This is a genomic window from Methanofollis formosanus (assembly GCF_019633745.1).
Taxonomy (GTDB): Archaea; Halobacteriota; Methanomicrobia; order Methanomicrobiales; family Methanofollaceae; genus Methanofollis; species Methanofollis formosanus.
Map to the genome: position 1 here is coordinate 1,859,866 of NZ_CP037968.1, position 14,559 is coordinate 1,874,424.

Consider the following 14,559-nt stretch of genomic DNA (forward strand, 5'->3'; position numbering starts at 1 on the left):
GTGGCCTCTTCATCTCAGGGGAGGGGAGCCAGGGCCTGCCGTCCCCCGAACTCCCTGAGCACCTCCCGGCAGGTCCCGCCGTTGCCCAGGTGACAGACGGCGACGGTCTCCGCGGCGAACCGGTACGGGAGCGGGAGCCTGGTGTCCGGGTCTCCGGCCTCCCCGACGCCGAGGGTGATATGGGGCGAGTAGCGGTCGCCGGCATGGGCGGTCCCGAACTCCCTGACATACTCGAGGATCCCTGGGTCGGCCGCTTCGCCCCCTCGCACCGCGAGCATCGAGGGTGCGGTCTCGGTGAGGGCGAAGGGTGCGATGCCGCGGACGACCTCGTCGTGGAGTGCCCGGAGCGCGGGTTCGGGGGCGACGTCGAAGCCCGAGACCGGGTGGCCCGGAGCGGTCATGACACTGGAGACCCCGGTGAGGGTGATGCCGAGAGGCCGGTGCCGCTCCCAGACCCCGGCGAGATGATCGCAGACGGCCGGGAGGTCGGCGGCCCGGATCGGGGCCATGGCAAGGGTGATGTGGGCGATCCCGCCGCCTGGACCGAGGAGCACCCCGCGGTCCCTGCTCCGCCTGATCAGGGTCCGGTTGATCCTTCCGACCTCGCTCCTGACCTCTGACGGCGGAATAAGTGCAATATCGACGGCAATTGCCTCGTTCTCCTGGTGCATGGATGTAGAGATACCCTCTGAGATAATATGCTTTTCCTGCTCCGGCCCCGGTCCGCAAACTACTTCACCTCCCGCTCCGCAGGGGGGGTATGTCCGACCAGGCAGTACATGGGAGCACCGTCACCCTCCACTACACCGGCACGCTTGAGGACGGCCGCGTCTTCGGTGCCACCACTGAGAGCGACCCGCTGGTCCTGATCATCGGCGGGGGCGAGTACCTCCGGGCCTTCGAGGAGGCGCTTGTCGGCATGGCCCCGGGCGAGAAGAAGTCGTTCACGATCGATCCCGAAAAGGCCTACGGCCAGTGGCAGGAGGGGCTCGTGGCCGAGGTCCCCCGGACGGTCTTCGGACCCGGCCCGGCCCCGGAACCGGGAAGCAGTTTCCTGGCCGAACTCACCGAAGGGGAGAAAGTGCCGGTGCGGGTTGCGGCGGTCACCGAGGAGACGGTCGTCATCGATGCCAACCATCCGCTGGCAGGCGAGATCCTCTGTTTCGAGGTCGAGGTCGTCTCGGTCTCGTGAGGTTCTCATCACCGTTCCTCTCATTTTTCTCCGCGTCCGACCACCCATTTGTAGCCCTCGCCCAACAGCAGGAGAGGGAGGCCGACGAGAAGGAGCAGAAGCCAGTCGGGCCCGGTGAGCGGGACGGTCCTGAAGGCCGCCTGGAGGGGCGGGGCATAGACCGCCGCGACCTGCAGGAGAAGACTGGCCGCGGCCGCGGCGATGAGCGAGGGGTTTGAGAAGAGTCCGGTCTCCAGCACGCCGGCGTGCAGCGACTTGAAGTTGAAGAGGTTGACCAGTTCGAAGACGACCAGGCCGGTGAAGGCGAGGGTCCGTGCCCGTTCCTCGCCGGCGCCGAGGGCCAGGGCGAAGATCGTCAGGACTAGCGCCCCGATCGCCGCCCCGATGAGCGCAACCCCGGCCGCCGCCCGGCGCGGCAGCACCCCGGCCTCGGGGCTGGCCGGCGTGCGGCGCATCACGTCTTTCTCGGCCGGTTCGACCCCGAGGGCCAGGGCGGTCACCCCGTCGGTCACCAGGTTCACCCAGAGCACCTGGGCCGGGAGGAGGACGAGCGGGAGGCCGGCGAGGAGGCCGCCGGTGATCGCCACCACCTCGCCGATGTTGGAGGAGAGGAGGTACCTGGTGAACTTTGCGATGTTGTCGGTCTCCCGCCGTCCCTCGGCGACGCCGGCGACGATGCTCGCGAAGTTGTCGTCGACCAGCACGATGTCGCTCGCCTCCCTGGCGGCTTCGGTGCCCTTCACGCCCATCGCGATCCCAACATGCGCCTTCTTGAGGGCCGGGGCGTCGTTCACCCCGTCGCCGGTCATCGCCACCACCGCCCCTTCCCTGGTGAAGAGGTCGATGACCCGGAGTTTGTGTTCGGCCGTGACCCTGGCCAGCACCTTTGTCTCCCGCAACGTCTTGAGGAGGGCGTCGTCGTCCATGGCGTCGATATCGGCGCCTCGCACCACCCCGGTGCCCGGAAGCCCCACCGCCCTGGCGACCGCTGTGGCCGTCGCCGGGGCATCGCCGGTGATCATCACCACGTCGATCCCGGCTTGGCGGCAGAGGCCGAGGGCCTCCGGCGCCTCCTCGCGGGGCGGGTCCAGAATCCCGGCATAGCCCAGGAAGATGAACGCCGGTTCTTCCAGGCCCTCGCCCGGTTTCATGCGGCGGCAGGCGGTTGCGATCACTCGCAGGCCCCCCTGTGCCGCCTCCTCCAGGCCGTCCTGCAGCGCCGTCCTCGTTACCCCGTCCAGGGGCCGCACCCGTCCGCCGGTGAGCACGCGGGTGCAGTGCCCGAGCACCACCTCGGGCGCCCCTTTCATGTAGGCGACCCGCCCTTCCCCCTCGGTGACCGCGACGGTCATCCGCTTTCGCGCCGAGGAGAAGGAGGCCTCCTCCTCGATCGCCGGGAGGTCTTCCCGCCTGATCCCGGCCCTGGCCGCGGCCACGACCAGCGCCCCCTCGGTCGGGCTCCCGAGGATCCCGGGCCTCCCATCCTCATCGACTGTGAGGGAGGCGTGGCTGCAGACGGCGCCGGCCCGCAGGAAGACCTGCAGGCCCGGCACCATCCCGGGCATGACGGCCGCCCCGTCGACCAGGAAGGTGCCTGTCGGCTCGTAGCCCCGACCTTCCACCGCCACCCGCTCGCCGCCGGGGAGGGCGACCATGCTCACTGCCATCTCGTTTCTCGTGAGCGTTCCGGTCTTGTCGGTGCAGATCACCGTGACCGAGCCCAGACTCTCGGAGGCGGCGAGGTGGCGGACCAGACAGTGCCGGCGCATCAGCGCCTTCACTCCCACGGCCAGGCTCAGCGTCACCACCGCGGGCAGCCCCTCCGGGATCACCGCCACAGCCAGGGAGACCCCGGTGAGAAAGAGTTCGTAGACCTCCCGCCGCTGCAGCAGTCCGATGAGCACCACCAGGACGGCGACGGCGAGGGCGATCTCCCCCACCCGTCGTGATAGCAGGTCGAGCCGCCTCGTGAGCGGGGTCTTCACCTCCTCGACCCGCCGGGACAGCCCGGCGATCCACCCGAACTCGGTCGCCATCCCGGTCGCCACCACCGCCCCGGTCCCCCGGCCGTTCACGACGGTCGTGCCCATATACGCCAGATTCTCCCGCTCGGCCAGCGGCGTCTCCCCGGGCAGCGCCCCTTCGACCTTCGTGGCCGGTTCGGACTCGCCGGTGAGCGGGGCCTCGTCGACCTGGAGGGTGGTCGTGGCGATGAGGACGAGGTCGGCCGGGACCTTCTGCCCGCTCTCCAGGCGCACGATGTCGCCGGGGACCAGCACGGCGGCGTCAACTTCCGTCTCCCTCCCGTCGCGCACTACCACGGCCCGCAACCCGAGCATCCGCCTGAGGGCCTTCATCCCCTGCTCGGCCTGCCACTCCTGGACCGTGCCCAGCACGGCGTTGAGGACGACGATGAGCAGGATCGCAAGGGCGTCGACGCCTTCGCCGACCGCCAGGGAGATGGCCGCGGCGACGAGAAGGACGAGGACCAGCGAACTCCTGAACTGCCGCAGCACGATCGCCGGGACCGACGCCCCCTCGTCGCCCGCGATCCGGTTTTCGCCGTACCGCTCCAGGCGTGCCGCCGCCTCGGTCGCGGAGAGCCCGCGCTCCCCGGTGGAGAGCGCGTCCAGCACCCCGGCCGAGCCGAGGGTGTGCCAGCGGGGTTCCCGCGCCGCCATCAGACCGGGATCGTTCTCATGATAGAAAGAGCGTTCGGCCCCCTGCCGCCTGAGATACCTTAAAGAGCGCGCCCTTTGAAACTCAATGCGTGTACGGCACCCACGACCTCCCCTTCCACTACGAGACCGACGGCTTCTCTCTCGATTTCGAGCACGAGAGTGGGAGATATCTCTACCGGCGGGAGTTGAACGGCAGCAGAAAGGAGCATCTCCTCCTCTCCTCGGGCGGCCGCGTCATCGTCAACCCGGTCGAACCGCTCAACCTCCCCAAGAGCATCTGCCACGCCCTTCTTGTGGAGTTCGACCCCCTCTCCATCGAACCGGGTGCGAGGTCGACGGTCTACCTCACCTTCCCCGTCGAGATCGGGGTCTTTGTCGCGGGCCGGGGGAACCTCGAGGTGCTGGACATCTTCTCCTGGAACGCGCCCAAGTACACGCTGTACGGTGCGTCGGACGGCGGGACGATCGCGAGGTACTGGAAGAGCCCGACCTATGCCGCACCCCCCGACCTCGACCCCCTCAGGGAAGGGCTGCTCGCCCTGACCATCAGCAACACCACCAGGGACTGGGTCGAACTCTCCAGGGTGGTGCTCGAGAGTATCGGCATGAAGATCTACTACGACGATGCGCTGGTCTCGATGCAGGCGCGGATGCGGCTGGTCAGTACGATGGTGGCCGAGACCTCGTTCCGGGACCGCCCGTTTGAAGAAGGACAGAAAAAGGCGCTTGAACTCTATCTGGGCCGGGTGCTCGCCGGCGTGGAGCGCTCGCGGTTCCTGATGGACCAGGGGTTATAATGGCGGAATCCGATCTCGACTTCTCGTTCCTGGAGGGCATCGACTGGTGGCATCTCCTCACCATCCTGGTCCTCATTGTGGGGGCGGCCTTCATCGCCAAACTCCTGACCATCTATCTCAAGAAGTCGCTCACCGACAAGATCAAGCGCAGCCAGCTCGATCTCCTCATCAAGGTCGTCAACTACTCGGTGCTGGTCCTGGCCGCCCTGATGCTCCTCCCGATCTTCGAGGTCGAACTGGGCGGGCTGCTGGTGGCCGGCGGGTTCCTCTCGATCGTCATCGGTATCGCCAGCCAGAGCGTGCTCGGCAACCTGATCTCAGGGGTCTTCCTCATCGTCGAGCGGCCGATCTCCATCGGGGACAACATCAGTATCGGGGATGTGGCCGGCGACGTCGCCGACCTCAACATCTTCTCGACGATCGTCAAGACTTACGATGGGGTCTATGTGCGGATTCCGAATGAAACGGTTTTCACATCTGCGATCACAAACTATGTCGCCCATGCGGCGAGACGGTTCAGTTATGTCGTCGGCATCCCGTACGACGCCGATGCAGGGCGGGCGATCGAGATCATCAGGGCGGTGATTGATGAGCACCCCTTCGCCCTCAAGAACCCGGAACCGTCGGTTTATGTCGACGAACTCGCCGACAACTCGGTGAATATCAAGGTGAAGATCTGGGCGCCGGCAAGCGAGTGGTGGGGTGTGTACACCGATCTTCTCTGGAAGATCAAGGCTGAACTCGAACGGAACGGGATCGAGATACCCTTCCCGCAGCGGGTGGTCTGGTTCCAGAACGAACTCGCGCTTCGGAAGGGGCTGCGGGTCGGCGAGGCGGCCACCCCGGTTCCGGCCCCGGAGCCCACGTTCCCGGAGACCGGTGCCGACAGTGCGGCGCCCCCGGATCCTGACGCCGAGGGGGATGAAGGAAGGTAGATATCATGGATGCAGAGATTACCAGCCTGATTGAGGCACTGTCAAGCCAGAATATCGACGAACGCCATGCGGCCGAGGAACGGCTGGCGGCGATGGGGGAGGAAGCGGTTCTCCCGCTCATCGAGGTCCTGACCGGAGGAGAGGAGAGCACCTGCTGGTATGCCGCCCGGGTTCTGGCGCGGATCGGGGAACCGGCGATCAAGCCCCTGCTGATCACGATGGTCATCGAGGAAGATCCCGGGTTCAGGCGGTATGCGGCGGCGGCCCTGGGCTCGATGGGAGAGGTGGCGGTGGCACCGCTCATCGAGGCCTTCGCCACCGAGGACAAGGCGCTCCGCGGTTTTGTCTCCATGGCCCTCTGCCGGATCGGAACGCCGGCCCTTGCTCCGCTCAGGCGTCTCATGAAGGAAGGCGACGAGGTGCAGCGGATGTGCGCCTCCCTTACGCTCTGGAAGATGGGCGAGGAGGGGATCGGCGACCTGGTCGAGGGGCTGAGCGACGAGAAGTCGTCCTGAAGGGAATTCTTTTTTTTTTGTGGAAGCGTCATCGTTTTTTTTTCGGGAGCACCCGCGATCCTGATCGTTTTTCAAGAGACCCACTGGGTTTGGTGATTTCTCTCATGACGGTACAACAGATATGAACACCTATCGCTGCCGCCCCCCCCCGGCGTGAGAAAATAGTTTAGTATTGCTAATCATTCTGGTGGGTGGCCGGTCTGATCGATTGTGCCTTCCCACACGCTTGCGCTGGGGGCAGCGCCCCCGGACCCCCGGGATGAAGGTAGGTCCGGGAAGGCAGAGAGATGGCTGTGATAAAGCCCCGATCCAGAGCGAGTGTTCAAGCCCGGGGTACTTTTGGGATAACGTCTAAAATTAAATTTTAAGAAAAAAACATAGACAACTGTTGAATGAGGGGCAATTCATTTTTACACCATAACTTAAATCGGCCCCACCGGGTTTTTTTCAAATCATTTTCATACTCTTCAACAGATTTGTAATCACATATTTTTGTTCCCATGCTGCTCAATAGTATTGGTTATCTTGTATTTAGAGAATGGTGTTCAGATATTATCTGGTTGATATAATATGAGGTCATCCCAAAACTCTTCAGTCCTCTCCCTCTCAGAAGATAGCGATGGATGTGAAGAAAATATCCTCGTCTTTTCGTTGCGCACCCATGCATTCATGCCTTCCCACACCACCGCGCCGGGGGACTGCGCCCCCGGACCCCCTGGATTGTGATTGGGACGGGAAGGCAGAGCGATGAACGTGAAGACGGGATACGATCCCCCGCTAATCTTCACCGGTGGGGGGTCCGGGGGGTGAAACCCCCCGGCGCGAGATGACCGGAAAGATTCTGCGATGAGGGCGGCACGCCTGATCACCACGCCTTCCCCCATCTTCTCGCCGGGGGCTCTGCCCCCGGACCCCCGGGATGAAGATAGGGCCGGGAAGGCACAATCAATGACCATGGAGAGCGTATTGCCGTCCGCCACCCATCGCTCGCGCGGGGGGACCGGGGAGCGGCAAGCCCCCCGGCGAAGAGAACGATCGAGAGCAATTCTACAAAAATCGTTTTTCCAAACATTCTTCGGGAAGGGTACATCAGCCCCGAACCTCTGACTATATATTCAGAGGCATATGAACACGACAGAGATTAGATCCGGACGGGCCGTGGTGGTTACGGCACCAGAAGAAGTCTGGCTCGCTCTTCAGGGGAGGTGAGCCGATGTGACCGTCGCCGTCGGGCAGGCGTAATCCTCTGTTCCGACCACACAGGTTCCTTGTGCAATCCAGGGAATACCTCAACCATATATCCGGCCGTCCATACAGGGAGGATGGAGCCGGAACCATACTCCTACAATTGCCAGATAATATTACCCTCCATCGGTTCCACGCACCCATCGAGAATTGAAGGAGGAAGGATCCCATGTTTTCACGACTGGCCCTGCCGGTCGGACACCCCTTTTGTCTTCGGTTTCAATGATCCCCCGGTGGACGCCACCAGAGCGACGAAGAGATCCTTTTTTACCCCGCGGCCCGCATCTTCACCTGATGGCGGACGTGCTCAGGGCGGTCGTTGTCGCCGCGCTTCTCGTCGAGATCGCACTCCTGCTGTTCCTTCTGACCGGAGGTGCGCTCTCGGTTCCGTTTGTTCTCGTCGCCATGCTCGCCGGAGCGGCGCTCTTCGGCGCCGCCTTCCTCCTCCTCAGGCGTCGGCCCGGCGAGGATCCGTACCGCGATCTCGGGAGCGGCGACCCGAGGGTGCGCTACCTGGCGGCGACGGCCCTCGGGGAGTCGGGCGACGCGGAGGCCGTCGGGCCCCTGAAAGAAGCCCTCACCGACCCGGACGAAGGGGTGCGGTGGGCGGCGCTGGAGGCCCTCGGGAAGATCGGCACCCCGGCCCTCCCGGTGCTGACCGGTCTGCTCGGCGCGGAGGACGTCGACCTGCGGTGGGGGGCGGCGGTGGCCCTCGGGGAGGTCGGCGACGCGGCGGCTGTCGGGCCGCTGGGTGAGGCCCTCGGCGATCCCGACCGGTACGTGCGGACGCGAGCGGCCCTCGCCCTTGCGGCGATCGGGGCGGCCTCCTGCGACGTCCTCGCCGGCGCGGCCGGGTCGTCCGACGCGGGTACCAGGTGGGCCGCGGCCCTGGCCCTCGGTCGGATCCCTTCGCCCGCGTGCGTCCCCGCGCTCCGTTCCCTCCTTGCCGATCCGAACTCCGAGGTGCGGTGGAAGGCGGCCGAGGCCCTGGGGGCGATCGGGAGCGACGAGGCGGTCGCCGCCCTGGTCCCGCTCCTCGCCGACCCCGACCCAGAGGTGAAGGCCGGGGCCGTCGCCGCCCTCGCCGGGATCGGTGCCGATGCGGCGGCGCCGGTGGTCGAGGGCTTGAAGGTGCGGGACCGGTGGTTCGGTGCGGTGGACGTGCTCAGGGAGATGGGGAAGGCCGTCGCCGGTCCGGCACTCCGTGCCGCCCTCGGCCGCAAAAGCCCCTGGGTGCGGATCGGGGCGGCGATGGTCCTCGCCGAGGAAGGCGAGCAGGCCGGGGTCGACGTCCTCTTCGCCGCCCTCGACGATCCCGACCCCGACATCCGCGACGCCGCCAGGCAGACCCTCTCGGCGGGGCTCAGGCGGGAGGGTGCCGGGGAGGGGTGATGATCAGGACGTGCCGCCCTTCATCGCTGAATCTGTTCTGCCATCTCGCGAGAAGATAGGACAGGGGACAGCATGGAACGCGTGATCCTGCTGAATGATGATTCGCCTCTTTTCCGTCCAGGGTCAATCTTCGGGGTCATGAAAGCGGGACGGCGTGATGATCAAAACGTGCCGCCCCAATCACTGAATCTGTTCTGTCGTTTCGCGAGAAGATAGGGCGGGGGCGGCACGGGGGGTGTTCATGTCTGCTGTTCTGTTGTGACGGGAGGAGTCGGGTGGCCCTATCTTTGGGGTCATGACGATGGGGAGGGTGTGGTGATCAGGCGTGCCGTCCCCCTATCATCGGATCTTTCTGCCCTCTCGCGAGAGGATAGGGCGGGGGGCGGCGTGTATTTCTGTTGTTCTGCCATGATCTGACGGGCGAGGCCTGCCCTCGATGACCATCAATCATGCGGTGTCGCAGAGGCATGCCCAGAGTTCATGCGCCACCCATCTTATTGTTCTTTGCCGACGACCTGATCCCCATGGTAGCGGTCTCGCCGTCGATGGCCGGGTACTTCAAACTCCTTGAACAGAACCTCAACGCCGTCCTGAAAGTAGCGGAAGCGGCGCGGGCCAGAGGCTACGACCCGCGCATGAAGATCGAGATCCCGCTGGCCAACGACCTCGGCGACCGGGTCGAGGCCCTCCTCGGGATCGAGGGGGTGGCCGCGCGGATCCGGGAACTCGAGAAGCAGATGTCCCGTGAGGAGGTCTCGCTCAAGATCGGCGACGACTTCGCCGCGAAGATGTTCGGCGAAGAGACGCGGGAAGAGATCGTCGACCACGCGATCAGGACCTCGATGGGTCTGCTCACCGAGGGCGTGGTGGCGGCGCCGACCGAAGGGATCGCCAAGGTCGGGTTCGGCAAGAACGACGACGGCACCGAATATCTCAAGGTCTATTATGCCGGGCCCATCCGGTCGGCCGGGGGGACGGCGCAGGCGCTCTCGGTCCTGGTCGCCGACTATGTCCGCCAGCAGATCGGGATCGACCGCTACAAACCCAGGACCGAAGAGGTGGAGCGCTACGTCGAGGAACTCAAGCAGTACAACGGCATCCAGTCGATGCAGTATATGCCCAGCGACGACGAGATCCGCCTCATCATCCGGAACTGCCCGGTCTGTATCGACGGCGAACCGACCGAGCGTGAGGAGGTCTCCGGGTATCGCAACCTGGAGCGGGTGGAGACGAACACCGTGCGGGGCGGGATGTGCCTGGTCGTCGCCGAAGGCCTGGCCCTCAAGGCCCCCAAGGTGATGAAGAACGTCAGAAAGATGAAGATGGAAGGCTGGGACTGGCTCCAGCAGATCATCGACGGGGCCTCGAGTTCCAGCGACGACGAGGAAGAGGAAGAGCCCGGCGTCCACCCGAAGGACAAGTATATCCGCGACCTCATCGGCGGCCGACCGGTCTTCTCGTACCCGATGCGCACCGGCGGGTTCAGGCTGCGATACGGCCGCTCCCGGAACACCGGGTTTGCTGCCGCCGGGTTCAACCCGGCCACCCTCCACATCCTCGGCGACTACCTCGCGGTCGGGACGCAGATGAAGACCGAACGTCCGGGCAAGGCGGCCGGGGTGGTGCCGGTCGACAGCATCGAGGGCCCGACGGTCCGCCTGAAGTCGGGCGCGGTGCGGCGGGTCGACGACACCGAGGAGGCGATACGGATCGTCCCGCAGATCGAGAAGATCCTGGACGTCGGCGAGATCCTGATCAGTTACGGCGAGTTCCTGGAGAACAACCACCCCCTCATCCCGCCGACCTATTGCGAGGAGTGGTGGCTCCTGGAAGGCGGTCCCCGCCACCCGGAGAGCGAACTCGAAGCGATCGAGTTCGCCCTCGAAGGCGCCCCGCTCCACCCGGCCTACACCTGGTTCTGGGACGACCTTGCGCCTGACCGCATCCGCTGGCTCGCCGGGTACGTCGCCGCTCACGGCCGGGTCGCGGGCGGGGCGCTCAGGATCGAGGACGGCCCCGAACTCAGGGACGTCCTGGACGTGCTCCTCATTCCCCGCACCGTCGAGGACGGCGAGGTGGTGCTCAAAACCTTCCTGGCCTTCCTCGCCTGCCTGGGGCTCACCCTCACCCTGGAGAAACGCCTGGTCTGGGAGGACGCCCCCGACGGCCCGTCTCTCGACCTCGTATCACACCTCTCCGGCTTTGCCGTCAGGTCGCGGGGCGGGATCAGGATCGGCGGCCGGATGGGCCGGCCAGGCAAGTCCAAACCGCGTGAGATGAAGCCCGCACCCCACGTCCTCTTCCCGGTCGGCGAGGCCGGCGGGGCCAGGCGGTCGGTGCAGGCGGCCAGTTCGTACCGCCCGCGGAGCAACCGGGACGGCGGGACGATCCACGCCGAGGTGGGCGAACGCCGGTGCACCGCCTGCCGCCGGGTCACCTTCAAGAACCGCTGCCCGGTCTGCGGCGGGCACACCGAAGCGGTCTGGCGGTGCCCCAAATGCAACCGCGAGGCCGAAGGCCGGATCTGTCCGGCCTGCGAGGGGAAGACGGTCTGCCTGGAGGAGACGGACCTCCCGATCAAGGAGGAGTACGACGAGGCTCTCAAGGCCCTCCAGATGAACCACAACGCCGTGCAACTGGTCAAGGGTGTCAAGGGCATGATCTCGGCCGAACGGACGGTGGAACCGATCGAGAAGGGTATCCTCCGGGCGCTGCACGGGCTGTACGTCTTCAAGGACGGCACGACCCGCTACGACATGATCGACCTCCCGGTCACCCACTTCCGCCCGCAGGAGGTCGGGGCGAGCGTCGAGCAACTCAGGGCGATCGGCTACACCCACGACTACGACGGCGTCGAACTGACCGGGCCCGACCAGGTGCTCGAACTGCGGTGCCAGGACATCATGGTCTCCGAACTCTGCGGCGAGTGGCTCCTCCGGGTCTCCCGGTTCGTCGACGATCTTCTGGAGCGGTTCTACGGTTTGCCGCGCTTTTACAACGCCGAGAAACCCGCCGACCTCATCGGGCAGATGCTCATCGGCCTCGCCCCGCACACGAGCGCCGGGGTGCTCTGCAGGCTCATCGGGTTCACGAAGGCGCAGGTCGGGTACGCTCACCCCTTCTTCCATGCGGCCAAACGGCGCAACTGCTTCCAGGGCGACACCCTCATCAGGGTGATGGAGGGCGGGCACTGGCGCGAGGTGCCGGTCAGCCAGTTCGTGCTGGAAAACTTCGACCTCGGCCGTCCTGGCCTGGACCAGGCCGGGACCCACTGGTCGGAACCGCGCCGGCGGGCCACGGTGCTCGCCGTCGACTCGCAGGGCAATGTCAGGCCCCGCCGGGTGACGGCGGTCTCGGTCCACCGCGCTCCCGACCACCTCATCAGGTTCGAGACGGCGCGGGGCCGGGCGCTGGAGGTGACGCCCGACCACACGATGCTGGTCTGGGACCTCTGCTATCTCAGGAAGATCATGGCGATGGAGGTGAAGGTCGGCGACCGCGTCCCGGTGATGGAGGGCGGGGGCGTGGTCTCCGACACCGTGACCGGCGTGGACTATCTCAGGTGCCCGGACGAGGCGGTCTACTGCCTGACCGTCGCCGAGGACCACACACTCGCGGCGAACGGGATCTTCTGCGGGCAGTGCGACGGCGACGAGGACTGCGTGATGCTTCTCCTGGACGGGCTGATCAACTTCTCCAGGTCGTTTCTGCCAGAGACGCGGGGTGGGTCGATGGACGCCCCGCTCGTGCTCACCTCCCGCCTCGACCCCAAAGAGGTGGACAAGGAGAGTCTCAACGTCGACGTCGTCGATCACTACCCGCTCGAACTCTACGAGGCGGCGCTCGCCTTCGCCCCGGCGAAGGATCTGGAGAAGGTGATCGATCATGTCGATCTCCGCGTCGGCACGCCAGCGCAGTACGAGGGCTTCCGGTTCACCCACGACACCGCTGACATCTCGGCCGGGCCCCTGGAGTCCACCTACACGATGCTCGGTTCGATGCTCGATAAGATGCAGGCCGAACTCGACCTTGCCGAGATGATCCGGGCGGTGGACCAGGACGACGTGGCCGAGCGGGTGCTGAACACCCACTTCATCCGCGACCTGATGGGCAACCTCCGGGCCTTCGCCTCGCAGACAGTGCGGTGCACAAAGTGCGGTCAGAAGTACCGCCGCATGCCGCTCTCGGGGCGGTGCACGAAGTGCGGCGGCAAGATCCTCCAGACGGTCCACGAGGCCTCAGTGAAGAAGTATCTCACGATGAGCCGCAACCTCTGTGAGCAGTACGCCGTCTCGGAGTACACCAAACAGCGGGTCGAGGTGCTGGACATGGCGATCCTCTCCACCTTCGGCGAGGAGAAGGAGAAGCAACTCGGGCTCGCGGACTTTATGTGAAGGACGGGACGATCGGGAAGGGCATGGTTGATCGCCACACCTTTCCTATCGTCGTGAACCCGGGGATTGGGCCGGGGCGGGAGATGGCTGATCTTTTTTCGGATGGATCATGCGTGATGCCGCCCGTCCCTATCCTCTCGCGAAATGACGGAACAGATTCGGTGAAGAGGGGCGGCACACCTGATCGTCATGCCATCCTGTTTTCATGACCCTGAAGATAGGAACGCCCGACTCCTCCCGTCACAAAAGTACAGCAGACACGAACACCACCCCCTGCCGTCCCCCGCCCTATCTTCATGTGAGATGGCAGAACAGATCCGGTGGGGTGGGACGGCATGTTTGGATCATCATGTTTTCCCGACGTCGCGACCCTGAAGATCGGAACCAGACGGAAGAGAGTCGAACTTTTTTCAGGGGGATCACGCGTGATGCCTCCCCCGCCATTCCCTTCACGCGAGGCGAGAGCATGCTCTCATCGGATCATATCGGCGACCCTGTGTTCTTCACGCGTCCCTAATCCCGCTGAATCCGCTCGAAAAATGCCTCGTCCATCTCGCGCCGCTCGTCGACGGCCGAGAGGAGTTCGTTGTGCGCGGTCTTCTTCGAGTAAAAGAGGGTGACGATCACGCCGGCGTCCTTCGCTGCCTCGACGGCCGGGACAAAATCGCTGTCGCCGGTGACGACCGCCGCATACTCGATCTGCCCGGTCCAGCTGAGCCGCACCAGGTCGACGGCGAGAAGGATGTCCACCCGCTTCTGCTCATAGGTCTCGCCGACTCCTTTCTGCAGCCGTCCGAACCGCATCTGAAACCTGGGCAGGCCTTCCATGATGTCCCTGAACTTGCAGTACTGGGCGTAGCGGCGTTTCTCCTCCTCGGTGGGCGGGTCGCTCTGGTAGGGCATGCAGTCGTAGAAGTAGGTGCGCAGCCGCTCTCTTCCCTCGCAGGCTTCGTCGGAGAACTTTTCAAAGTCGATCTTGGTTCCTTCCGGCGAGACCTTCGAGAGGTACCCGTTGTCGATGAATACGGCCGCCCTCCCGGTCATGGAGGATGAAAAGGATCGATACAAGAATAAACTATCGTCCGGGGGGAGGACGATAGCGAGTATGATAGTATACTTGTCTCCTCGGCGAGATATAAATTTTCTGAAAGACGAAGCATACAGAGGCAAATTAGTATTCAAATCCATAAATATAATTTATTTTTGTTTATCTCTGGCCTGCAGAAAGGATCATAGGGCGGAATGGAAGGCCGCCCTCTGAAAAACCCGTTCCTCTTCTCCTCTGCGTGAAGCGTCCCTCCCCGGGCACCCGGCAAAGTCTGGTTTTTTGTTTTGGGATTGGCGATTCCATATGAATTTTTATTCAGAGCATATCCCCAAACTCTCTGAGGTTGAACATCTCCCCGGA

General features: G+C 64.7%; 9 protein-coding genes. 6 read left to right on the forward strand and 3 right to left on the reverse strand.

What is annotated here, in order from left to right; all coding sequences use genetic code 11:
* Positions 1–14 precede the first annotated feature (14 nt).
* On the reverse strand, positions 15–671 hold the full coding sequence (locus tag E2N92_RS08490; protein ID WP_220680761.1) for a 2'-5' RNA ligase family protein: 657 nt from the start codon (positions 669–671) through the stop codon (positions 15–17).
* 89 nt (positions 672–760) lie between these two features.
* Here E2N92_RS08490 and E2N92_RS08495 point away from each other — a divergent pair, with 89 nt between their 5' ends.
* Complete coding sequence (locus E2N92_RS08495) at positions 761–1,192, forward strand: FKBP-type peptidyl-prolyl cis-trans isomerase (protein WP_220680762.1); 432 nt, start codon at positions 761–763, stop codon at positions 1,190–1,192.
* Positions 1,193–1,212: 20 nt separating this feature from the next.
* Here E2N92_RS08495 and E2N92_RS08500 read toward each other — a convergent pair whose 3' ends face one another.
* On the reverse strand, positions 1,213–3,873 hold the full coding sequence (locus tag E2N92_RS08500) for a cation-translocating P-type ATPase (protein WP_220680763.1): 2,661 nt from the start codon (positions 3,871–3,873) through the stop codon (positions 1,213–1,215).
* 89 nt (positions 3,874–3,962) lie between these two features.
* Between E2N92_RS08500 and E2N92_RS08505 the strand changes: the two genes are divergently transcribed.
* From E2N92_RS08505 to E2N92_RS08525, 5 genes are all read left to right on the forward strand, one after another.
* On the forward strand, positions 3,963–4,670 hold the full coding sequence (locus E2N92_RS08505; RefSeq protein WP_220680764.1) for a DUF432 domain-containing protein: 708 nt from the start codon (positions 3,963–3,965) through the stop codon (positions 4,668–4,670).
* The gene (locus E2N92_RS08510; RefSeq protein WP_220680765.1) at positions 4,670–5,605 is read left to right on the forward strand and encodes a mechanosensitive ion channel family protein; all 936 of its coding nucleotides are present in this window, start codon (positions 4,670–4,672) and stop codon (positions 5,603–5,605) included. Before E2N92_RS08505 ends, E2N92_RS08510 begins: the two co-directional genes overlap by 1 nt.
* 5 nt (positions 5,606–5,610) lie before the next feature.
* Entirely contained in the window at positions 5,611–6,120 is a 510-nt protein-coding gene (locus E2N92_RS08515) for a HEAT repeat domain-containing protein (RefSeq protein WP_220680766.1), read from the forward strand.
* A gap of 1,539 nt (positions 6,121–7,659) precedes the next feature.
* Positions 7,660–8,757 (forward strand): HEAT repeat domain-containing protein, encoded by a 1,098-nt coding sequence (locus E2N92_RS08520; RefSeq protein WP_220680767.1) that lies wholly within the window; start codon positions 7,660–7,662, stop codon positions 8,755–8,757.
* Between the two features lie 524 nt (positions 8,758–9,281).
* A complete protein-coding gene (locus E2N92_RS08525; protein ID WP_220682980.1) occupies positions 9,282–13,151 on the forward strand; it encodes a DNA-directed DNA polymerase II large subunit in 3,870 nt (1,289 codons plus the stop codon).
* A gap of 513 nt (positions 13,152–13,664) precedes the next feature.
* Here the strand turns inward: E2N92_RS08525 and E2N92_RS08530 are convergent.
* The gene (locus E2N92_RS08530; protein ID WP_220680768.1) at positions 13,665–14,195 is read right to left on the reverse strand and encodes an NYN domain-containing protein; all 531 of its coding nucleotides are present in this window, start codon (positions 14,193–14,195) and stop codon (positions 13,665–13,667) included.
* Between the last annotated feature and the right edge of the window lie 364 nt (positions 14,196–14,559).

Coding starts and splice junctions, on each gene's coding strand:
- E2N92_RS08520 (WP_220680767.1), top strand. CDS start 7,660: ATGGCGGACGTGCTCAGGGCGGTCGTTGTCGCCGCGCTTCTCGTCGAG.
- E2N92_RS08510 (WP_220680765.1), top strand. CDS start 4,670: ATGGCGGAATCCGATCTCGACTTCTCGTTCCTGGAGGGCATCGACTGG.
- E2N92_RS08490 (WP_220680761.1), bottom strand. CDS start 671: ATGCACCAGGAGAACGAGGCAATTGCCGTCGATATTGCACTTATTCCG.
- E2N92_RS08525 (WP_220682980.1), top strand. CDS start 9,282: ATGGTAGCGGTCTCGCCGTCGATGGCCGGGTACTTCAAACTCCTTGAA.
- E2N92_RS08495 (WP_220680762.1), top strand. CDS start 761: ATGTCCGACCAGGCAGTACATGGGAGCACCGTCACCCTCCACTACACC.
- E2N92_RS08515 (WP_220680766.1), top strand. CDS start 5,611: ATGGATGCAGAGATTACCAGCCTGATTGAGGCACTGTCAAGCCAGAAT.
- E2N92_RS08500 (WP_220680763.1), bottom strand. CDS start 3,873: ATGGCGGCGCGGGAACCCCGCTGGCACACCCTCGGCTCGGCCGGGGTG.
- E2N92_RS08530 (WP_220680768.1), bottom strand. CDS start 14,195: ATGACCGGGAGGGCGGCCGTATTCATCGACAACGGGTACCTCTCGAAG.